The 21,271-nt window shown below is 44.0% G+C and carries 18 protein-coding genes; 12 read left to right on the plus strand and 6 right to left on the minus strand.

The window, feature by feature from the left end; all coding sequences use genetic code 11:
• Positions 1 to 9: 9 nt before the first annotated feature.
• Both B2746_RS05195 and B2746_RS05200 read right to left on the minus strand, forming a co-directional pair.
• Positions 10 to 1,101, minus strand: coding sequence for a Gfo/Idh/MocA family protein (locus tag B2746_RS05195; protein WP_290791680.1), 1,092 nt, complete (start codon positions 1,099 to 1,101; stop codon positions 10 to 12).
• An 18-nt stretch (positions 1,102 to 1,119) separates the two neighbouring features.
• On the minus strand, positions 1,120 to 1,947 hold the full coding sequence (locus B2746_RS05200) for a hypothetical protein (protein WP_290791682.1): 828 nt from the start codon (positions 1,945 to 1,947) through the stop codon (positions 1,120 to 1,122).
• Between the two features lie 101 nt (positions 1,948 to 2,048).
• Here B2746_RS05200 and B2746_RS05205 point away from each other — a divergent pair, with 101 nt between their 5' ends.
• Genes B2746_RS05205 through B2746_RS05215 form a run of 3 tightly spaced genes read left to right on the plus strand, consistent with a single transcriptional unit; the run spans position 2,049 to position 7,823 of the window.
• Positions 2,049 to 3,281 carry a DUF3667 domain-containing protein gene (locus tag B2746_RS05205; protein WP_290791684.1) on the plus strand — a complete coding sequence of 411 codons (1,233 nt, stop codon included), beginning with the start codon at positions 2,049 to 2,051 and terminating at the stop codon, positions 3,279 to 3,281.
• Between the two features lie 10 nt (positions 3,282 to 3,291).
• Positions 3,292 to 4,071, plus strand: coding sequence for a nucleoside triphosphate pyrophosphohydrolase (gene mazG / locus B2746_RS05210; RefSeq protein WP_290791686.1), 780 nt, complete (start codon positions 3,292 to 3,294; stop codon positions 4,069 to 4,071).
• Positions 4,068 to 7,823, plus strand: coding sequence for a sensor histidine kinase (locus B2746_RS05215; RefSeq protein ID WP_290791688.1), 3,756 nt, complete (start codon positions 4,068 to 4,070; stop codon positions 7,821 to 7,823). Before mazG ends, B2746_RS05215 begins: the two co-directional genes overlap by 4 nt.
• Here the strand turns inward: B2746_RS05215 and B2746_RS05220 are convergent.
• The 4 genes from B2746_RS05220 to rplU form a co-directional block, all read right to left on the minus strand.
• Positions 7,786 to 9,468, minus strand: coding sequence for a DNA polymerase/3'-5' exonuclease PolX (locus tag B2746_RS05220; protein ID WP_290791690.1), 1,683 nt, complete (start codon positions 9,466 to 9,468; stop codon positions 7,786 to 7,788). The two genes, B2746_RS05215 and B2746_RS05220, sit on opposite strands and share 38 nt — an antisense overlap.
• A 325-nt stretch (positions 9,469 to 9,793) precedes the next feature.
• Complete coding sequence (locus tag B2746_RS05225) at positions 9,794 to 10,051, minus strand: hypothetical protein (protein WP_290791692.1); 258 nt, start codon at positions 10,049 to 10,051, stop codon at positions 9,794 to 9,796.
• Between the two features lie 98 nt (positions 10,052 to 10,149).
• Positions 10,150 to 10,416, minus strand: coding sequence for a 50S ribosomal protein L27 (rpmA, locus tag B2746_RS05230; protein WP_290791694.1), 267 nt, complete (start codon positions 10,414 to 10,416; stop codon positions 10,150 to 10,152).
• A gap of 42 nt (positions 10,417 to 10,458) precedes the next feature.
• The gene (rplU, locus tag B2746_RS05235) at positions 10,459 to 10,761 is read right to left on the minus strand and encodes a 50S ribosomal protein L21 (protein ID WP_290791696.1); all 303 of its coding nucleotides are present in this window, start codon (positions 10,759 to 10,761) and stop codon (positions 10,459 to 10,461) included.
• Positions 10,762 to 10,900: 139 nt separating this feature from the next.
• Between rplU and B2746_RS05240 the strand changes: the two genes are divergently transcribed.
• From B2746_RS05240 to argH, 9 genes are all read left to right on the plus strand, one after another.
• A complete protein-coding gene (locus B2746_RS05240; protein ID WP_290791698.1) occupies positions 10,901 to 12,400 on the plus strand; it encodes a GH3 auxin-responsive promoter family protein in 1,500 nt (499 codons plus the stop codon).
• Between the two features lie 344 nt (positions 12,401 to 12,744).
• Entirely contained in the window at positions 12,745 to 13,467 is a 723-nt protein-coding gene (locus tag B2746_RS05245) for a GNAT family N-acetyltransferase (RefSeq protein WP_290791700.1), read from the plus strand.
• Between the two features lie 14 nt (positions 13,468 to 13,481).
• Positions 13,482 to 14,690, plus strand: coding sequence for an argininosuccinate synthase (locus tag B2746_RS05250; protein ID WP_290791702.1), 1,209 nt, complete (start codon positions 13,482 to 13,484; stop codon positions 14,688 to 14,690).
• A 35-nt stretch (positions 14,691 to 14,725) separates the two neighbouring features.
• Positions 14,726 to 15,706 carry an N-acetyl-gamma-glutamyl-phosphate reductase gene (gene argC, locus B2746_RS05255; RefSeq protein ID WP_290791705.1) on the plus strand — a complete coding sequence of 327 codons (981 nt, stop codon included), beginning with the start codon at positions 14,726 to 14,728 and terminating at the stop codon, positions 15,704 to 15,706.
• 50 nt (positions 15,707 to 15,756) lie between these two features.
• A complete protein-coding gene (locus B2746_RS05260; RefSeq protein WP_290791707.1) occupies positions 15,757 to 16,899 on the plus strand; it encodes an aspartate aminotransferase family protein in 1,143 nt (380 codons plus the stop codon).
• A 16-nt stretch (positions 16,900 to 16,915) separates the two neighbouring features.
• Positions 16,916 to 17,893 carry an acetylornithine carbamoyltransferase gene (locus B2746_RS05265; RefSeq protein WP_290791709.1) on the plus strand — a complete coding sequence of 326 codons (978 nt, stop codon included), beginning with the start codon at positions 16,916 to 16,918 and terminating at the stop codon, positions 17,891 to 17,893.
• 23 nt (positions 17,894 to 17,916) lie between these two features.
• The gene (gene argB, locus B2746_RS05270; RefSeq protein WP_290791711.1) at positions 17,917 to 18,702 is read left to right on the plus strand and encodes an acetylglutamate kinase; all 786 of its coding nucleotides are present in this window, start codon (positions 17,917 to 17,919) and stop codon (positions 18,700 to 18,702) included.
• A gap of 58 nt (positions 18,703 to 18,760) precedes the next feature.
• Positions 18,761 to 19,936 (plus strand): M20 family metallo-hydrolase, encoded by a 1,176-nt coding sequence (locus B2746_RS05275; RefSeq protein ID WP_290791713.1) that lies wholly within the window; start codon positions 18,761 to 18,763, stop codon positions 19,934 to 19,936.
• A complete protein-coding gene (gene argH, locus B2746_RS05280; RefSeq protein WP_290791715.1) occupies positions 19,933 to 21,264 on the plus strand; it encodes an argininosuccinate lyase in 1,332 nt (443 codons plus the stop codon). The genes B2746_RS05275 and argH overlap by 4 nt, the downstream gene beginning before the upstream one ends.
• Positions 21,265 to 21,271 lie beyond the last annotated feature (7 nt).

Here is a 21,271-nt window from a genome sequence, read left to right on the forward strand (position 1 = left end):
ATAAGTTCTTTAATCGAGCAGAATTTTTCTTCCTTCTTTAGCAGATCGGGTTGCTGCATCGAGAATTTTTACTACCAGCAGATTATTGGATAAAGAGGAGAGATCATTCTTTTCGGTAATTTTTCCGGCAAGATAGGCTTCGAGGTAACTGATAAAATCAGGATGTTCTATGGCAGGTGCAGTGCCGTTGATTGGTTTTGCCTGTTCTTTTTTTTGTATTACGGTTTGTCCGTTTACTGCATGCAGGTATGCGGAGGAACCAAAAATTTCCATGTCTTTGATGGAGTAGGGCCAGTTCCAGGAAGCTTCAATAACACCGGTTGCATCATCGTATTCAAGTAAAATAGTGGCCACATCATCCACTTTTGGATATACAGCTGGTTTGTATTGCTGGATGATTGCCGTAACTGATTTTGGTGCTTTCCCCTTCATCAGCCAGGTCATCAGATTGGCGCCATAACAGCCAAAATCACGGGAGGCTCCACCTCCATTCTTAATAGGATCGGTTAACCAGTCAAGAAATTCTGTACTACAGCCAATTTCTTTGGGGCCCTCATGTCCGGAGTGCACCACCATTTTCCGGATAGTACCCAGCGCGCCTTCATCCACCTGTTTTTTTGCGTAATGGTTACTGTTGTACCAGGTGGTTTCGTAGTTGGTCAGTATGGGGGTGTTAAATTGTTTGGAAAGCGCTTCCATGCGCTGGGCGTCTTTCAGCGTGGTTGCCAGCGGTTTCTCCACCATTACAGGAATGCGCAATGGCAGACAGGTTTCTGCTACCTCTATATGTTCGTTGATGGCATTAAAGGCAAGAACGGCATCCGGTTTACGGGCTTTGATTGCTGCATCCAGACTGGAATAAAAAAGCGAAGCAGGTAATTGATAAGATTTTGAATGCCGGTTGATTAAAGCCTGGTTGCTTTCCACTATGGCGGTGATGATAACTCTTCCCTGTTTGTAAAATTGAAGGATCCCATGCACATGATCATGGGTCATACCAACAACAATAACATTCAGTTTGGATGGTGCGGATCCTGTTTGAGCCTGAATGTCAGATTGAAAGGTAATAAGTCCGAAGAGCACGAGAAGTATATTGCGCATACTGGTCAGCGTTTATGATTAGTTGTATTGATATTCTACCTTGCCCATCAGTTGCTGTTCCTTATTATATACCAGTTCCATTCTTCTTAAGCCATTGGGAAAGTATTGGTAAAACCATTGTTCATAGGCATTGCTGCCTTCCGGAACCAGGGTCATTTTTTTTAGCTGGTCGTTTTCGTTGTACTCAAAAATATAATCGGGCAGGAGGCGCTGGGCTTTTGCGTTGTAGCGAACGATATCCGTGAGGCGGTTTTTTGTATCGTAATAATAATAGTAAATGATGGCTGGTAAATTAGGGCGGATGGATTTTTCTTCCACAAGGTTACCTTTCTCATCAAAACTGAAGCTTACCCGGGTGGTATCGGAATTATTTCTGATCCGGAGCATGGATTGGGGTTGTCCGGATTCGTTGTATTCCCATAGGTGAACCTCAGTTGTGGTTATATTGTCTGACCGGCTGCTTGTTTCGAGCCGGATCAGTTGTCCGTTTGCGTTGTATTCGTAGGCAGATTGATTGGATGCATTCTGGGCGGTATCCCGGGTTTTGATCAGCCATCCCTTTTCGTTGTAATAGGCCTCCAGTTGCGAATCGCCCTGCTGGCTGGTCAGGGTTTTGGTGCGAAGGATGCGTTTGCCTGCATCCACGGTTTGTTCAGCCGTAAATCCGGCTGATTCAGGAGAATTTCCATCATAACTGGTTATGGTAACTTTTTTAATGCCCTGCTGTACGAATAAACTATATTGGCGATTTGTTTGCCGGTTCGCCAGCAGATCATTGTAATAATACTGCGAAAGAGCAAATTGCCCAAAAAAGCAGCTAAACAGGAGAAAGAAGATGTTTTTCATGTAGAGCATGGTTTTAGCTATGCCGATTGCCTGCAATATACAGGTGTGATTAGTTTTCAGTGCTTAATTAATTGTATTTATTTTTATTCAAATTTTAACAAGTGTCACATTACCAGGAAAGAGCGGAAAAAGACTGTCTGAACTGTGGAACTCAGGTTGAGGGTCGATTTTGTCAAAATTGTGGACAGGAGAACATCATCGCAAGGGAATCCTTTTGGAGCCTGGTAACCCATTTTGTGTACGATATCACCCATTTTGACAGTAAGTTCTTCGGTACCATGAAGGTTTTACTGACCAAACCGGGACGATTATCAATTGACTATATTCAGGGTAAAAGGAATAGCCAGCTGCACCCAATTCGGATGTATGTATTCACTTCGGCATTTTTCTTTATTATCTTTTTTTCTCTGTATAAGGCGGATAAAATAGGGAGATCTGAAGATGAGGAACGGAAGGAGAAACTGGAGAACCTTCAGCTGGCCAGGGATGTGGTTAAAGAAAAGCCACTTCTTTCCTCGGATTTACTTGAACGTCAGACAGCCCAAAAAGTACTTTCTGATCTGGAGAAGGAGATTTTGTTGATTGAAAAGGAAATATCAGATGATAAAATAGCGGATTCTATACGGGATCAGGAAAAAATAGATGTTACCGATTCACTCAAAAAAGCAGGCATACCAATTCCCGCAACTGTAAAGATTAACAATCGGGACTCGAGCTTCTGGAAAATGGAAATGGATTCGGATAGTACAAATGATGCCTTTACCTCTTCTAATTATGAGTCGCTGGAGGCCTATAAACGTATGCAGGCTACCCTTCCTAAAGAAAAAAAAGACAGTTGGCTAAAAAAGGTATTTGTAACTAAAATTATTGCAGCTGCTGAAACAGGAAAATTGCAGGGTGAACGAACCTATCTCAAGAATTTCCTCTACAATCTCTTTCATAGCTTCCCTAAAATGCTTTTTGTTTCCCTACCTATGTTTGCCTGGTTTTTAAGCTGGCTGTATAGTCGCAGTAAGAATTTGCGATATTCGGATCATGCCATATTTACCATTCATCTTTACTGTGCCACTTTTATCTTTTTACTGGGAACATTTGCTTTGAGTGCATTACAGGAGAAAACAGGCTGGGGGATTCTTAATTTGGTACAGGTTATAGTTACCGTTGCTATTTATCTCTACATGTACAAAGGGATGCGAAAGTTTTATGGCGACAGTCGGGGGAAAACCATTGTCAAATTTATTCTGTTAAATATGCTTTCCTTCTTTATGATGATGGTTTTATTGGTAATATTTACAGCGATCAGTGCGGCTCAGGCAATAAATTCAGGACATTAATTGACTAGTTATGAAAGAAGCAGCACAGGAAGCATTTGGAGAATTGATTGGGATTATGAATGATTTGCGGGAAAAATGTCCCTGGGATAAAAAACAAACCATTCACAGTCTGCGGCAGCAGTCCATCGAGGAATTGTATGAATTGGCGGATGCTATTTCGGCTGAAGACTGGAAGGGAATCAAAGAGGAACTGGGTGATCTTTTTCTGCACCTCGTGTTCTATGCGAAAATAGGGCAGGAGCAAGGGCAATTCAGTTTGGAAGAAGTGCTGAAAGGCATCAATGAGAAACTAATCCGCCGGCACCCCCATGTGTATGGAGAAGTTCAACTGAATAATGCAGAAGAGGTTAAACGGAACTGGGAACAAATCAAGCTGCAGGAGGGTAAAAAATCGGTATTAAGCGGTGTGCCAAAAGCATTGCCTGCAACAGTGAAGGCTATGCGCCTGCAGGAAAAAGCAAAACAGGTTGGATTTGAATGGGATCATTCAGCCCAGGTTTGGGATAAGGTGCAGGAGGAAATGCAGGAATTGCAGGAGGCCATCGCCACCGGCAATCAGGATCATGTGGAAGAAGAGTTTGGAGATCTGGTATTTTCACTGATCAATTACGCACGGTTTTTGCGGGTAGATGCCGAGCATGCATTGTCGCGTACCAATCAGAAATTTATCAGCCGGTTTACGCAAATGGAAGAGCTGTCCCAACAAAAAGGACTTCAGTTGAAGGATATGAGTCTGGCAGAAATGGATGCTTTATGGAATGAAATAAAAGCGAAAAAAACAAGCAGTTGATTCAATTTGTAATCGGAATATTAAAAAAGAATGCCTATTTCCTGCTGGCGGCTGCCTGGTTATTTACCATTGCCTTCATTATCAATAATTATTTTGTAGGAGCTTCCTCTGCGCCCTATCTGCGGCAGGCAATGGAAGAGCGGATTCAGATGCAGGAAAAACAGGTAGAAGCACTGGCCCAGGATACAGCATTGTTAAAAGTGCTGGCTGAAGGAACCTATGATATCGAGAATCTGCGCAGGCTTAACCGGAATAACCTGGGACTCTTTGTTTACAAGGCGGATGCTTTTAATAATTGGAAACTGCAGTTCTGGAGTTATCAGCAAACAGAACCCACGGATGATATCATATACAGTTCGGAAACGAATCAGCTGGTTCGCCTGCAGAATGGGGAATATGAATATGTGCGGAAACTCATTCCACTGGCAAGGGAGAAATTATTGATGGTGGCCCTGATTGAAGTAAGAAAAGAATACTTTGTTCAGAACAGTAATCTCTCCTCACTTTTCGTTGATTTCCCAGGTGCGGAAACATCTGTATCGATATCGGAACTTGAAACGAATTATCCGGTCAGAAGTGCATCCGGTCATGTTTTGTTTCATCTGCAACCCAGAAAGGTATCGGCAGATTCATCGCCCAATGAATGGGCGATTGTGATGGATATAATCGGCATTATATTATTGTTGATTGCCATTCATAGTGCGGCCAACAGTATTGCAGAAACCTATGGATTTGCAAGGGGATTGATTTTTCTTGCGGGAACGGTAATAGGGTTACGATTATTAACCTATATGTTTGCCGGAACTCTTTCCTGGACGGAGTTTGAGCTCTTTGATCCGGCTATATACAGTTCCAGTTTATTACTGCCTTCATTGGGTGACCTGTTGATCAATTCTTTTTTATTCTGCTGGATATTGCTCTTTATTTATCGCAAAAGCACAGGACTGAATCTGCATGCATTTCAACAGCACTGGCTGAAATGGCCAATGGTTGCGCTGGGTGCATTTTTACTGGTGAGTCTGACTTTTTCATTCGCTGTTATTATCCGCAGTATGATTGCAGATGCGGCCCGGATATCCTTTAATGTGACCAATTTTTTCAGTCTGGATATTTATAGTTTCTGCGGATTTGTGGTATTGGCGACACTGGCATTGAGTTATTTTCTTGCTTCTTCGGTAATTCTAAGGGTATTGGCCCCCTTACTTCGAAAGTCCCCCCTTTATCTTTATGCCTTCCTGGCCGGTTTCGGCTTATTGCTCATTACGTTTATCCAGAGCGGGAATATTGTGGAGCTGAATATTTTTGTACTGCTCTGGTTGCTCGGTTATACCTGGTTGTTACGTCAGCCGCTGTTGATCACCAAAGATGACCGATGGTCGGTTTCCGTTTTGTTATTGTGGATTTTTCTTTATTCCGGTTCTATCTCGATGATCATTATTGCTGAGAACAGCCGGATTGAAATCGAACAGCGACGGCGCACAGCAGAGAAGCTGGCTACGCAGGCGGATCCAAGTTCAGAGCGCTTACTTAGTATTGCGCTGACTTATTTTGATAATGATTTTCTCTATTCCAATTTTAATCGTTTCCGGCTGGCTTCTTCCAATCAATACCTGAAGGACAGTCTGATTAATAAAAATTTCAGTGCTTATCTGAATAAATACGATACCCGGATTTACACCTATGATGCGGAGGAGCGCCCGCTTTATAATGATGCACCGGTATCTTTTGATACCCTCGATATTATTTATCGGATTGAAGGAAAGGCCACGAATGTGTCGGATATGCGCTATTTCGAAAAAGCTTTTGATAAATATGCCTATATCAGCCGGAAAATGGTGACCGACAGTATTGGGGTGGCAATTGGGTATGTATTCATTTTATCGGAACCGAAGAAATATAAGAACGATGCATTGGTGCCTGAACTATTCCGAACCAGAAAGGATTTTCTTCCGGATGAATATTCCCCTATTTATAGTTATGCCATTTATAACAATAAGGAACTGATCGATTATTTCAATAATTATGCGTTTCCGACCCGGTTGGGAGATAAACAGTTGCCACCGAATAATTTTACCTATCGAAGAAATGAAGGTTATGATGAATTATGGTACCGGGATAATAGCAAGGTAGTTATCATAGCGCGATTGAATAATTTATGGCTGGAATCGATAACGCTGGTGGCTTATCTGTTTACTACATTTTTGCTGCTACTGGGATTGTTTCAGTTGATTTCAGTGTTGATCAGATCCAGGTTACGTCTGTCCTATTTGCGTAAGGAAATGCAACTTAACCTGCGCACCCAGGTACATGGAACCATCATTTTTATCAGTTTGTTTTCTTTTCTGGTGATTGGGGCAGCAACAATTTTCTTTTTTATCAATCGGTATAACCGGAATAAACAGGAGCAGTTGAGCCGGGCGATCCAGATCATGACAAATGAGGTGCAGAATAAAATGGACAGCCAGACCTTCTTTGATTATATGTTGCGGTTGTACGACAGTGGTTACAATGAGTACCTTGAAGTGCTGGTAAAAGAGGTGTCGGAAATTCATGGAACAGATATCAATATTTATGATACGCAGGGGGAATTGAGGTTGTCATCCAATCCGTTTATTTATGATAAGGGGATTCTGAGTTCGCGGATGAATCCGGAAGCCTATTACAGAATTCACCGGCAGAAGCTGGTGCAGTTTACTACGGATGAACAAATTGGTGAAATCAGTTACCAGAGTATCTATTCGCCGGTTCGGGATGATGAGGGTAACCCTTATGCTTACCTGAATATGCCCTCTTTTGATTCTCAGGCAGAATTGAAGAAAGAAATCTCCAATTTTTTGGTAACGATTATCAACCTGAATGCTTTTATTTTTCTGATTGCGGGAGTGATTGCACTCTTTATTACAAATCGGATTACCGCGTCCTTCTCTTTGATAAGCGAGAAGATGCGGGCGGTTAATCTGGGGCAGCACAATGATGAAATACACTGGCATCGGGATGATGAAATTGGGGAGCTGGTGAAGGAATACAATAAGATGGTTTTGAAGCTGGAAGAAAGTGCAGCGGCACTGGCCAAGAGTGAGCGCGAGGGTGCCTGGAGAGAGATGGCCAGACAGGTAGCACATGAAATCAAGAATCCGCTGACGCCGATGAAACTGAGTATTCAGTATTTGCAGAAAGCAATCAATGCCAATAACGGGGATGTAAAACAGCTTACCTCCAATGTGGCGAATACGCTGGTGGAGCAGATTGATCACTTATCGAAGATCGCTTCTGAATTTTCCCAGTTTGCCAATATCAGCAACACGCACAATGAATTATTTGATTTGCATGATATCCTGCATTCGCTTTCATCCCTCTATGATTCCAATGATCTGGTGCTGTTTGAATGGGTGCCGGTATCCGGACCGGTTTGGGTATTTGCTGATAAAACGCAGATGAACCGTCTATTTACAAATCTGCTGCAGAATGCGGTGGAGGCAACTGAAAATAAGGAGGAGCGAAGAGTTGAAGTGAAGGAAGAATGGCAGGATGATGCGATCATTATTTGCGTGAGCGATAATGGACAGGGTATTCCGACTGAAACACAGTCTAAAATTTTCACGCCGAATTTTACAACCAAAACCTCCGGCACCGGTTTGGGGCTGGCAATGAGTAAAGGTATTGTGGAACAGGCCAGGGGGCGGATCTGGTTTGAAACCAGTGAGGCCGCCGGAACTAGATTTTATGTTTCCTTTCCTTCAGCCAGTTCTTAAATGCTTCGAGATTAAAACTACTTAAATTATGCTGCGGTGTTAGTCCGCCTTTTTGTGCAGCAAGAACTCCATACCGGATATCCTCAAATCCTTCGGTGCTGTGGGCATCTGGATTGATGGAAAGCAGGCAGCCTTTTTCTATGGCATAGGGAATCCAGCTCCAGTCAATATCGAGCCGGCGCGGATGCGCATTGATTTCGATGGCTACTCCATTTGCTACACAGGCATCGATGATGATTTTATGATCGACAGGGTAACCGGGGCGGCTGAGCAGGAGACGCCCGGTCATGTGACCGAGTATACAGGTTGCAGGATGTTCAATTGCCCTGAGTAATCGCTGCATGGCTTTTTCCTGCGTCATTTTGAGGTTACTATGAACGGATGCGATAAGGAGGTCGAAAGATTGCAGGGTGGCATCATCATAGTCGAGAGAGCCATCGCCGAGGATATCGGATTCGATGCTTTTGAAAATTTGAAAGGGCGCGAGTTTGGCATTGAGTTCATCAATGGCCAGGTGTTGTTCACGCACACGTTCGACCTGCAGGCCGTTTGCATAACCAGCAGATTTACTGTGATCACTCAATACCAGGTATTCATAGCCTTTGGCGATGCAGGCATTGGCCATGGTTTCGATGGATTCCAATCCATCACTCCAATTACTATGTGAGTGAATAATGGCTTTGATGTCTGCAATTGTGATGGTAGTTAAGGGAGCTGGCTGGTTGAGTGTGCGCAGGGCCTCCGGAAATTCTCGCTGATTGGGTGGAAGGTAATGGAATCCTGCTGCTTCAAATAATGCCTTCTCAACTTTACTTATGCTTGAATTGTCTTCCTTAGTGTTTGAGTTTTGCTGGAATGCTTCAAGAAAAATTGCACTGCAGGTGCTGGCGAATAAACGTTGGGTAAATTCTTCCGGCAAACATTGATGGACAACCAGTTTTGCGCCTTCCGGTGCTTGTGCATGAATCTGATTTCCTTCTATAGTTAAAGGAAGGAATTGTAATTTCTCCAGGTAGTTTTGGATATCAGGCAGACTTGCTGTGCTTAGCAGATCAAGTTGAGTGATGATGATGGATTGCCGTTTGATATCACCATACAAACTGGTTTGATAGGTAGGGAATTGTTGCTGAAATAGTTGTTCAAGTTGAAAGGCATAAGCTTCTATATCGGCGTATAAATACTGTCCCTTATGCGCATTATAAAACTGAATGGATTGTTTTACGCTTTCCTGCGTTTTTTCGCCAAAACCTTTGTAAAGAAGTAATCGGTTTTCGTTGCATGCATACAGCAATTCACCCAGTGATTCGATGCCCATTTCTTTCCAGATAGTGGCAATTTTTTTTGGTCCGAGTCCTTTTATCTGCATCATTTCAAGAATGCCTGCTGGAGTAAGTGCGGTTATTTCTTCCAATGCTGTGAGCTTACCTGTATCGAGCAGTTCTCCGATTTTTTTTGCCGTACTATCCCCGATGCCTTTTAGTGAAGCGATTTTTTCACGTGGTGTATCACTTAGTTGAACTGGTAATTTTTCAATGGTGAATGCTGCTGAGCTATAGGATTTTGCTTTGAAGGAATTTTCTCCATGAATATCCATAAGTTTTCCCAACAGGCTGAAGTGATCAGCGATGGTGTAGTTGTCGAGCATGGAGCAAAGATAAGGAAAGGGGGAAAAGGAGAAGGGAGAAGGGAGGAGGGGAGAGGGGAGAGGTGAACACCCGTCGGGTATTCGACGGGTGAAATGGTTTCAATGCTGGTTGTTCAAGTTTGGGTTGATTGCTTGAAGATGTGAATGTTGTATTTAGAATCTTGCTCCTGGAAAATTAGCGCGCGCATTTCCTTTCTGAATTTCCAACACGGTGATTTTTCACCTCTCACGTTTCAACTCTTGTTTCACCTTTAACTTCTCACCTTTCACCAATGAAAAAGCCCCGGAAATCCGGGGCTTGTATTTTTTTGCTATAAGTCGAAACTTATTTCGAAGCTTTAGCAGCTTTCTTAGCGGCTTTTTTAGGAGCAGCTTTTTTCGCAGCTTTTTTAGGAGCAGCTTTCTTAGCTACTTTCTTTGCAGCGGCTTTTTTAGGAGCAGCTTTTTTAGCGGCTTTCTTTGGAGCAGCTTTCTTAGCTACTTTTTTAGCAGCTTTTTTAGGAGCAGCTTTCTTTGCAGCTTTTTTAGGAGCGGCTTTTTTTGCAGCGGCTTTTTTTGGAGCAGCTTTTTTTGCAGTTGCCATTTTTTTAGAATTTAATGATTAGTAAATGGGTTTTACGCAGTAAAAATATAAACTAATCTGAAACTGCAAAATTTTTTTTGTTGTTTAATCAGAAATGATTAAGCACCAACAGCTATTTCTCCAACAGAAACGATGGTTTTATTCGCCTTCGTTTTACGGAATTCAACCACGCCATCTGCAGTTGCAAACAGTGTGAAATCTTTTCCAACACTAACATTTTTTCCAGGATGGTATTGTGTACCACGCTGACGAACGATGATGTTACCGGCAATTGCAGGTTGACCACCATAAATCTTTACACCCAGGCGTTTGCTCTGTGAGTCGCGACCGTTCTTAACACTACCTTCACCTTTTTTGTGTGCCATGACGTATGAATTTTAAATGATAACAGTTGTGCTGTTATCAGATTAAGCGATTTCGTTGATTTTAATTTTGGTATAGTGGGTTCTGTGACCAAGTTTCTTGCGGAAACCTTTCCTTCTTTTCATTTTAAAGGCGATCACTTTATCTCCTTGAAGATGATCAATGATTTCTGCTTTTACAACAGCTTTAACCGCATCACCAACAGTGAGGGTGCCATTGTTATCAAACATCAATACATCTGCAAATTCAACTTTGTCTCCGGCGTTTCCAGATATCTGGGGAACGTACAATGTTTGGTCCTTAGAAACCTTAAATTGCTGACCGGCTATTTTAACAACTGCTAACATAACTTACCAAAATTAGGAGTGCAAAGGTAAGGGGAATTTCCGTACCTCCAAACAGATTTTCTAAAATAATTAGTGCAAATTTAAGGAGTTTACTCGGGTTGAGGGCCTAAATTTGTCGCCATTCATCCATCATAGTGCTATGAAATTCAAGTCTTTTCTTGCTAAACCCTTCGCCTCCTACGTTTATAAGCAGGTAAAAAGGTCGATGCAACAGGCGGTACCCGACCAGGAAGCCATTTTCCGGGAACTGCTGAAAACAGGCTCCGGAACCCAGTTCGGAAAAGATCACCACCTGGGTGAGGTGAAGACGATGGAGGAATTCCGGCAGGCGGTACCCATCCGCGATTATGAGCAGATCAAACCCTGGATCGAACTGGTAAAAGAAGGCAAACACAATATATTATGGAAAGGTAAGCCCATCTATTTTGCTAAAACTTCGGGTACAACAAGTGGCGTGAAATACATCCCCATAACCAAAGATTCCATCCCCAATCATATTAATACGGCCCGAAATGCATTGCTCTGCTATATGGCTGAATCGGGAAATGCAAAGTTTGCGGATGGTAATATGATCTTTTTATCGGGTTCCCCGGAACTGGAACGGATGGCAGGAATTCCAACCGGCCGGTTAAGCGGAATTGTAAATCACCATATTCCCAGTTACCTGCGAAAAAATCAGTTGCCTTCTTACGAAACCAATTGTATGGAGGAGTGGGAGACCAAGCTCGATAAAATTGTGGAGGAAACCATCCGGCAGAATATGACTCTGATCAGTGGAATTCCACCCTGGATGCAGATGTATTTCGACCGGCTCATGGAAAAAAGCGGAAAACGGGTAGGGGAACTGTTTCCGGAATTTTCGGTTCTCGTGCACGGCGGGGTGAATTTCGAACCATATAAAGCGAAACTGCTCGACAGTATTGGCAGATCGGTGGCAGCCATTGAAACCTTTCCTGCTTCGGAAGGATTTTTTGCTTTTCAGGACAGTCAGCATGCAGAGGGACTTTTACTAAATACCAACAGCGGAATCTGGTTTGAATTTGTACCTGTGAATGAAATATTTACGGAGAATCCAACCAGGCTTTCTTTACAGGACGTAAAAATAGGAGAGAACTATGCCCTCGTCATCAACAGCAATGCCGGTTTGTGGAGTTATAATATTGGCGATACCATCAAATTTGTTTCCACTGATCCGTATAGAATAATTGTATCCGGAAGAATCAAGCATTTTATTTCTGCATTTGGAGAACATGTGATTGGAGAAGAAGTGGAATACAGTCTGATGAAAGCAGCAACGGAAACCGGTGTACATATTACGGAGTTTACCGTGGCACCTATGATATCACAGGATAAAGGGAAATCCTTTCATGAATGGTTTATTGAGTTTGATACGGTGCCGGATAATATGGCTGCTTTTGCACAACAGGTAAATGAAAACCTGCGCAAAAAAAATATCTATTACGATGATCTCATTACCGGAAATATTTTACTTCCATTAAAAATTACGCCGGTACGCAAGAATGGATTTATTGATTACATGAAGAGTATTGGCAAACTGGGCGGACAAAATAAAGTGCCGCGATTAAGCAATGATCGCAAACTGGCAGAGGCCTTAGAACCCTGGTTTGAGCGGGAATAAAACTAACAAGCGTTTGATAATATTCAATATTTTGCCTGCCTAACAATATTTTAATGAATAATTTGGGAGAAGTTCATTAAAAACGTATAATTTTGGCTCGCATTTTAAACATAGGCAATTAAACGAATAATGAATAGTTTCCAACCATATAGCGCTCCCTTTCAGCTGGACAGCCAGGTTGATGTACTTTTACATGCCTTTTGTTTTCTTCCCCGACCGCGACGTGGATGCTGATAGGACGAGCCCTTTGCACCGGCCCCTATCAGTGAAAAAAGCCCCAATGATTTAAGTTCTTACACCCAACGTGTACGCAGCCAGTTTACTGATCCTTTAATTTATTGCAAGTGGAAAATTCCGCCATTATCGTGAGGGTAGCCACTCCCGATGATATACATTATTCCGTTACCATTACTGATGAGATGGAATCCTCGGCCAAGGCCAGGGGTACCGGTATCGCCAAACGTTCTCCTGAATACATCGAACAAAAGATGAAAGAAGGAAAATCGGTGATTGCTGTTACAGAAGAAGGGGCATGGGTGGGCTTTTGTTATATCGAAACCTGGAGTCATGGTGAGTATGTTGCCAATTCGGGTCTGATCGTTTCTCCTGAATACAGAAAAAGCGGTGTGGCAAAACGCATCAAGGAAAATATTTTTGCCCTCTCCAGAAAGCTCTATCCAAATGCCAAGATTTTCGGTCTCACAACCGGACTTGCAGTAATGAAAATTAATTCCGATTTAGGATATGAACCGGTAACTTACTCCGAATTAACCCAGGATGAAGCATTCTGGGCGGGTTGTAAGAGTTGTGTGAATTACGATATTCTCATGAGCAAGGAACGCAAAAATTGTTTTTGCACAGCCATGCTCTATGATCCCAAAGACCATTACCAACCGGAAGAAACAGCCGAAGATTTCAAGCAGCATTCCAAAGGCTATGAACGCCTGCTGCGTTTAAAGAAATCACGTTTTCTAAAAGCATTCAGGAAAATAACCGGCTCCGATTCTAAATCCGGTGGCGGTGGCGGACAGGTAAAAAAAAGGTTCTTTTCATTCTTTCATTTCTAAACTTATAAGCGAAGATGACATCGAAAAAAGTTGTACTCGGATTTAGCGGCGGACTGGACACTACCTATTGTGCTAAATATTTGTTTGAAGAGCTGGGATATGAAGTTTATTCCATTATTGTAAATACGGGTGGATTCAGTGAAGAAGAATTGACAAGAATTGAAGCGCATGCCAAAAAACTCGGCGTAAAATCGCATACTACCGTGGATGCCGTGAAGGGATATTATGATCGCATTATACAATACCTGATTTTCGGAAATGTATTGAAGAATAATACGTATCCATTGAGTGTTTCGGCAGAACGCCTGAGCCAGGCCATTCATATTGCAGAACATGCACGTGCCATTGGTGCCGATGCAGTAGCACATGGAAGTACCGGAGCCGGAAATGATCAGGTTCGGTTTGATATGGTATTTCATATCATGATTCCCAATCTGCCGATTCTGACACCCATCCGAGATCTGCAACTGAGTCGCGAAGCCGAGATCGATTACCTCAAAGCGCGCGATGTGGAAATGAATTTTGACAAAGCACAATATTCCATTAATAAAGGGTTGTGGGGAACCAGTGTGGGCGGAAAGGAAACCCTGAACAGTAAAGGCCTGTTGCCGGAAGAAGCCTGGCCTACACAGGTAACTAAAACCACACCGGAAGAACTGGTACTTCATTTTGAAAAAGGACATCTGACCGGAGTTAATGGCCGGAGTTTTGATCATCCGGTTGAAGCTATTCAGGAAGTACAAAAAATAGCCGGACCATTTGGTATTGGCAGGGATATCCATGTGGGTGATACCATTATTGGAATTAAAGGACGTGTGGGATTTGAAGCAGCGGCACCAATGGTGATTTTGAAGAGTCATCATGCACTGGAGAAACATGTATTAACCAAATGGCAGCTGAGCTGGAAAGATCAGTTAGCGCAGTTTTATGGCAACTGGTTGCATGAGGGACAAATTCTGGATCCGGTAATGCGTGATATTGAAGCCTTCCTGACGCATTCGCAGGAAACGGTAACCGGTGATGTGTTTGTACAATTGCACCCCTATCGTTTTCAGATCATTGGGATTGAATCGAAACACGATCTGATGTCGAGCAAGTTTGGAAAATATGGTGAAATGAATAGTGGCTGGACGGGTCAGGATGTGCGTGGGTTCAGTAAGATCTTTGGGAATCAGACGGCGATCTGGAATAGCGTCAATGAGGAAGTGAAAGGTGAAAAGTGAAAAGTGAGAAGGGGTGAAAAGTTAAAAGTGAAAGTATGAGTAAAATAAAAGCGGGCATAATTGGCGGGGCGGGATATACGGGTGGAGAGTTGATTCGTCTGCTCATCAATCATCCGTTTGCTGAACTGGTTTTTGTGCACAGCAAAAGCAGTGCGGGAAAGCCCTTGCATTCTGTACATGCAGATTTACTGGGTGATACGGATTTGTTATTTACGGATTCACTGGATTGGAAAGTGGACTGTTTGTTTCTTTGTACGGGGCATGGGGAGGCAAGGAAATTTCTGGAAGCAAATCCGCCTGCTGCAGGAACAAAAATTATTGATCTGTCGAATGATTTTCGATTGAAACAATCAGCTGCTTTAGGTGAACTGGATTTTGTGTACGGGTTGCCCGAATTAAATCGGGAAGCCATCCGCACTGCTTCGGCCATTGCAAATCCGGGTTGTTTTGCAACAGCTATTCAATTGGGTTTGTTGCCACTGGCAAAAGCCGGCTTGCTGGATGAAATTTACACAACCGGTATTACCGGATCTACCGGTGCCGGACAGGGATTGAGTGCTACTTCGCATTTCAGCTGGAGAGCCAATAATATTCAGGCATATAAAACCCTTACGCATCAGCACCTTGGAGAAATCGGGGAATCACTTTTGCAGTTGCAGCCGGATAGCGATATCGATCTGAGTTTTGTACCCTGGCGGGGTGATTTCGCCCGTGGTATATTTATCAGTTCCACCCTTCATATGGAGTTGCCTTTTGAAGAATTACAGGCCTTGTATGAAGTGTTTTATGCAGATCATCCATTTACTGTGGTGAGCAGGGACGCGATTTTTTTGAAACAGATCGTGAATACCAATAAAGCGGTGGTTCAATTGGAAAAAGTGGGCAGCAAACTGGTGGTGCATAGTGCCATTGATAATTTATTAAAAGGTGCAAGCGGTCAGGCTGTACAGAATATGAACCTCCTGTTTGATCGTGATGAACGAAGTGGCCTGCAATTAAAAGCTGCCGGCTTCTAATTGCAGGACCCCCTTCACATTTATTCACTCTTTCACTTTATTCACTAATTATGAAACTCTTCGACGTATACCCTCTTAACAACATCACCATCACCTCAGCAAAAGGCGCACGGGTATGGGATGATAAGGGACAAATGTATCTGGATATGTACGGCGGTCACGCTGTTATTTCTATTGGTCACACGCATCCGCATTGGGTGGAGCGCATTGAGGAGCAACTGGAAAAAATTGCCTTTTATTCCAATTCGGTGGTGATCCCTCAACAGAAAGAACTGGCCGATTTATTGGGACGTGTTTCCGGAAAAGAAAACTATCAGTTATTCCTTTGTAATTCGGGAGCGGAGGCCAATGAAAATGCGCTGAAGCTGGCTTCTTTTCATACCGGAAGAAGAAAGATTATTGCCTTTAAAAAAGCCTTTCATGGCAGAACATCACTGGCGGTGGCGGCCACTGATAATCCGGCTATTGTTGCACCGGTAAACCAGACCGATGCCGTAATTTTTCTTCCTTTCAATGATGTGGATGCGCTTAGAGCAGTTTTCAATGCACAGGGAAAAGATATCGCGGCTGTAATTGTGGAAGGGATTCAGGGCGTGGGCGGAATCAATGTGGCATCGGATGAATTTTTGCAAACGATCCGCGAGCTCTGTGATGCAAACGGATCTGTTTATATAGCGGATTCTATACAATGCGGATATGGCCGTTCGGGTAAATTTTATTCGCATGATTTTGCGGGAGTAAACGCAGATATCTATTCCATGGCGAAGGGGATGGGAAATGGATTTCCAATTGGAGCCATTTCGATTGCTCCCCATCTTCATCCAAAGCATGGTATGCTCGGTACCACATTTGGAGGTAATCAACTGGCCTGCGTTGCAGCACTTGCTGTATTGGAAGTAATTGAAAAAGAGGGATTGATTGCGAATGCAGAAAAAGTTGGTACGCATCTGATTAATGCGCTGAAGGAGATGCCTGAATTGAAAAATGTACGGGGACGTGGATTGATGATTGGGTTTGATTTACCGGATTCGCATAAAGAGCTCCGTAAGGTATTGCTGAATGATCATTTTATTTTTACCGGCGAGGCTAAACCGAATGTAATCCGTTTACTGCCTTCGCTCGGCTTAACAGAAACGGAAGCTGATGAATTCCTTTCGGCTGTTCGCAAAGAAATTTTAGTACCCGTCGGGTGATCGAAAAAACGAAACGATGAAAAATTTTACTTCTGTTCAGGATGTTGCTGATTTGCAACAGTTGGTGGAATCGGCATTGGCGTATAAGGCGTATCCGTTTAAGGATGAGGCATTGGGGCATCGCAAACGAATCGGGATGTTGTTTCTGAATCCGAGTATGCGGACCCGATTGAGTACCCAGGTAGCGGCACAGCAACTGGGTATGGAGGCTGTGGTGTTTAATGTGGGCAGTGAAGGTTGGGCGCTGGAATTTGAGGAAGAAGCCATCATGAGTGGCAATACCGTAGAGCATGTGAAAGATGCAGCCCCGATAATGGGAAAGTATTTTGATATTTTATGTATCCGGACTTTTCCATCACTGAAGAACAAGGAGGACGATTATTCTGAATTATATATAAGACAGTTTATAAAATATGCGGGGATTCCAATTGTGAGTCTGGAGAGTGCGACCCTGCATCCGCTGCAGAGTCTGACAGATATCATTACGATGCAGGAATATATGCGGCAACCTTCGCAGGTGGCTCGCTTTGCCGGACGCAAACCCAAAGTTGTGCTGACCTGGGCACCACACGTGAAACCCTTACCGCAATGTGTGGCAAATAGTTTTGCGCAATGGGTAAATGCCTGGGGAGAAGCGGATTTTGTGATCACGCATCCCGAAGATTATGAGTTGTCCGAACAGTTCACAAAAGGAGCGCGCATCGAATACAATCAGGATGAAGCCCTGAAGGAGGCCGATTTTGTGTATGTCAAAAACTGGAGTACGTTTCAGGATTATGGAAAGATATATACCAATGATCCCGAATGGATGATGACCAATGAAAAACTGGCACACACCAATAACGCGCGGGTGATGCATTGTTTGCCTGTGCGCAGGAATGTGGAATTGAGCGATGAAATTCTGGATGGTGCAAACAGTCTGGTTACTACGCAGGCCGGTAATCGGGTTTGGGCGGCGCAGGCGGTGTTGTCGGAAATTCTTCGCGGAAAATAAATTCTTCGCGCTAAACAAATACCATGGTTTTTGTAATCAAGATAGGTGGGAATGTATTGGATGATGCGATTGCATTGCAGGATTTTCTGCGTGATTTTGCCTTGATACCCGGACCGAAAATCCTTGTCCATGGTGGCGGGAAAATTGCCACCAGGTTAGGTGATCAGTTGGGGATCCAATCGAATTATGTAGATGGCCGACGTATCACGGATGATGCAACCATTGATCTGGTAACGATGGTGTATGGCGGACTGGTGAATAAACAACTGGTGGCGCAATTACAGTCGATCAATTGTAATGCGATTGGCATTACCGGTGCAGATGGAAATTTATTACCGGCAATAAAACGGCCGGTTAAAACAATCGATTATGGTTGGGTGGGCGATGTGCAGGCAGACAGCTTGCCATTGGATCGCTGGAAAGTTTTGCTAGATAATGGATTTGTTCCGGTACTTGCGCCGTTGACGCATGATGGAGCCGGCCATATGCTCAATACCAATGCGGATACGATGGCGGCAACAATTGCCATCGCACTATCGGCGAGTTATCGGGTTCGGCTGATTTACTGTTTTGAGAAAAAGGGGATATTGGAAAATGTGGAGGATGAGGGATCGGTGATCCGGTTTATCAATCCGGAATTATATGTACAGTTAAAAGCAGAACAAAAATTATTTGCGGGCATTCTTCCGAAACTGGACAATGCTTTTGATGCTATAAACAAAGGGGTGCAGGAAGTGTTGATTGGCCATGCTGCCGACCTGGTGCGCAACACCGGATCCGATACTTCCGGCACCCTGATTTCGGGTTGATCATGTTCACCCGACCGGTGCCACCCGACCGGTGGCACCGGTCGGGTGAAGAGAAATAATGCAAGTGGAACAATTATATGAGGAAGCGCTGGGGCTCTTGAAGGGCCTGATCAGTACGCCGAGCCTGAGCCGGGAGGAGCAGGGCACGGCGGCGCTGATTCGTCGTTTCCTGGGAGAGCGGGGAGTAGAAGTGAACCAGCAGCTCAACAATGTGTGGGCAGTCAATAAATTTTACAGTCCGGGTAAACCAACTGTGGTGCTGAATTCGCACCACGATACGGTGAAGCCCAATCCGCAGTACACGAAGAATCCCTTTGAACCAATAATTGAAGACGGCAAATTATACGGACTCGGGAGCAATGATGCCGGCGGTCCGCTGGTAGCGCTGATTGCCTGCTTCCTGCATTTTTACAAACAGGAAAAGCTGCCCATCAACCTGGTGCTGGCAGCCACGGCCGAAGAAGAAATATCGGGGGTTAACGGAGTGGAGGCTTTGCTGAAGGATCCGGATTTTTTACAAAAAACAGGGCAGCTTGTTTTAACTGACCAAACTATGCCAACGCAAACAACTCACCAGGCTCTTGCATTTGATGGTTGGTCGGCCATTGTTGGAGAACCCACTGAAATGGAACTTGCTGTAGCAGAGAAAGGACTGCTGGTGCTGGACTGCACCGTAACCGGAAAAACCGGCCATGCGGCCCGGCAGGAAGGAATCAATGCCCTGTACAAAGCCATGGACGCAATCAACTGGTTCCGGAACTACCAGTTTCCCAAAATATCACCCACACTTGGTCCTGTGCATATGAATGTGACCGTTATTCAAACGGAAAACAAGGCGCATAATGTAGTGCCGGGAACCTGTCAGTTTACGGTGGATATTCGGGTAACCGATGCCTATACGCATGAAGAAATAGTGGACATCGTAAAGGCAAATGTGGACGCGGAAATTAAACCAAGAAGTTTACGGATGCGGGCCACGGCAATTGGCGATACCCACCCGCTGGTGCAGGCGGGCATAGGACTCGGTAAACAAACCTATGGCTCGCCTACCTGTTCGGATAAAGCCCTATTGCCTTTCCCGGCATTGAAATGCGGTCCGGGTTTCAGTGGAAGAAGTCATTCTGCCGATGAATTTATTTATCTGCATGAAATAAATGAAGGAATCACCACTTATATACAATTGTTGCAGCAAGCTATGGCGCTCTATCAATCAACTAAATCGAATCAGGCATGAAACTCTGGCAAAAAAATATACAATCGCTGAAGGAAGTAGAGCAGTTTACAGTGGGGCGTGATCGCGAGTTTGATCAGCTGATGGCCAAACAGGATGTATTGGGGAATATGGCGCATGCCATCATGCTGGAGGAAATCGGCCTGCTGACCAAAACGGAAAGAGACGATTTGCTAAGAGAGCTAAAATCGATTTATGCCATCGCGGCAAAAGGCGAATTAAAAATTGCAGACGGCGTAGAAGATATTCATTCGCAGGTGGAGTTTTTATTAACGGCTGCCTTGGGTGATACCGGTAAAAAAATCCACAGTGCCCGCAGCCGGAATGATCAGGTACTGGTGGATCTTAAATTATTTCTGCGCGATGAACTGCAGGCACTGGTAGAAGAAATTCAGCCATTTTTCGAATTGCTGCAAACGCAGAGTGAAAAATACAAAGCGCATTTGCTACCCGGGTATACACATTTGCAACTGGCTATGCCTTCTTCTTTCGGATTATGGTTTGGCGCCTATGCAGAAAGTCTGGTGGATGATCTGGTGACTATTCAGTCTGCCTATGAAGTGGTGAATAAAAATCCGTTGGGATCGGCTGCAGGATATGGTTCCTCTTTCCCCATCAAACGCCAGCGCACAACCGAATTGTTAGGATTTGCACAACTGAATCACAATGTGGTATATGCGCAAATGGGAAGAGGTAAGGCAGAACGAATTGTTGCCATGGCCTTGGCCAATCTCGCAGATACGCTTGCCAAATTATCGATGGATGCCTGTTTGTTCCTGAATCAGAATTTCGGGTTTATCAGTTTTCCACCGGAGTTGACCACCGGCAGCAGCATCATGCCGCATAAAAAAAATCCGGATGTGTTTGAACTGATCCGTTCACATGGAAACCGGATCAAGGCATTGCCGAATGAAATTATGCTGATGACCACCAACCTGCCATCGGGCTATCATCGCGATCTGCAATTATTGAAGGAACATTTATTCCCCGCTTTCAGCACGCTGAAAGATTGTTTGAAAATGGCGGGATTAATGTTATCGAATATCGAGATCCAGCCCGATATTCTGAAAGACGAAAAATACCGGTATTTGTTTAGTGTGGAGGAAGTAAACAAGCTGGTATTGGCAGGACTTCCCTTTCGGGATGCCTATAAGCAGGTGGGAATGTCAATTGAGAATGGGGAATACCGGTATTCAACCCAAGTGCAGCATAGCCACGAAGGCAGTATCGGCCAGCTCTGCACTGAACAAATCAGCGGGGCCATGCAGGCAGTATTAAACCGCTTCAATTTTAGCGCTACAAATTCGGCAGTGGAGGAATTATTGCGTTAATTTGCCC

This window comes from Flavihumibacter sp. UBA7668 (genome assembly GCF_002483205.1).
GTDB lineage: Bacteria > Bacteroidota > Bacteroidia > Chitinophagales > Chitinophagaceae > Flavihumibacter.

What these genes read in the sequence shown, in the direction of transcription:
- B2746_RS05275 (WP_290791713.1), top strand. Translation starts at nt 18,761, where the DNA reads ATGCAAGTGGAACAATTATATGAGGAAGCGCTGGGGCTCTTGAAGGGC.
- argC (WP_290791705.1), top strand. Translation starts at nt 14,726, where the DNA reads ATGAGTAAAATAAAAGCGGGCATAATTGGCGGGGCGGGATATACGGGT.
- rplU (WP_290791696.1), bottom strand. Translation starts at nt 10,761, where the DNA reads ATGTTAGCAGTTGTTAAAATAGCCGGTCAGCAATTTAAGGTTTCTAAG.
- B2746_RS05225 (WP_290791692.1), bottom strand. Translation starts at nt 10,051, where the DNA reads ATGGCAACTGCAAAAAAAGCTGCTCCAAAAAAAGCCGCTGCAAAAAAA.
- mazG (WP_290791686.1), top strand. Translation starts at nt 3,292, where the DNA reads ATGAAAGAAGCAGCACAGGAAGCATTTGGAGAATTGATTGGGATTATG.
- B2746_RS05250 (WP_290791702.1), top strand. Translation starts at nt 13,482, where the DNA reads ATGACATCGAAAAAAGTTGTACTCGGATTTAGCGGCGGACTGGACACT.
- B2746_RS05220 (WP_290791690.1), bottom strand. Translation starts at nt 9,468, where the DNA reads ATGCTCGACAACTACACCATCGCTGATCACTTCAGCCTGTTGGGAAAA.
- B2746_RS05200 (WP_290791682.1), bottom strand. Translation starts at nt 1,947, where the DNA reads ATGAAAAACATCTTCTTTCTCCTGTTTAGCTGCTTTTTTGGGCAATTT.
- B2746_RS05240 (WP_290791698.1), top strand. Translation starts at nt 10,901, where the DNA reads ATGAAATTCAAGTCTTTTCTTGCTAAACCCTTCGCCTCCTACGTTTAT.
- B2746_RS05265 (WP_290791709.1), top strand. Translation starts at nt 16,916, where the DNA reads ATGAAAAATTTTACTTCTGTTCAGGATGTTGCTGATTTGCAACAGTTG.
- argB (WP_290791711.1), top strand. Translation starts at nt 17,917, where the DNA reads ATGGTTTTTGTAATCAAGATAGGTGGGAATGTATTGGATGATGCGATT.
- B2746_RS05260 (WP_290791707.1), top strand. Translation starts at nt 15,757, where the DNA reads ATGAAACTCTTCGACGTATACCCTCTTAACAACATCACCATCACCTCA.
- rpmA (WP_290791694.1), bottom strand. Translation starts at nt 10,416, where the DNA reads ATGGCACACAAAAAAGGTGAAGGTAGTGTTAAGAACGGTCGCGACTCA.
- B2746_RS05195 (WP_290791680.1), bottom strand. Translation starts at nt 1,101, where the DNA reads ATGCGCAATATACTTCTCGTGCTCTTCGGACTTATTACCTTTCAATCT.
- argH (WP_290791715.1), top strand. Translation starts at nt 19,933, where the DNA reads ATGAAACTCTGGCAAAAAAATATACAATCGCTGAAGGAAGTAGAGCAG.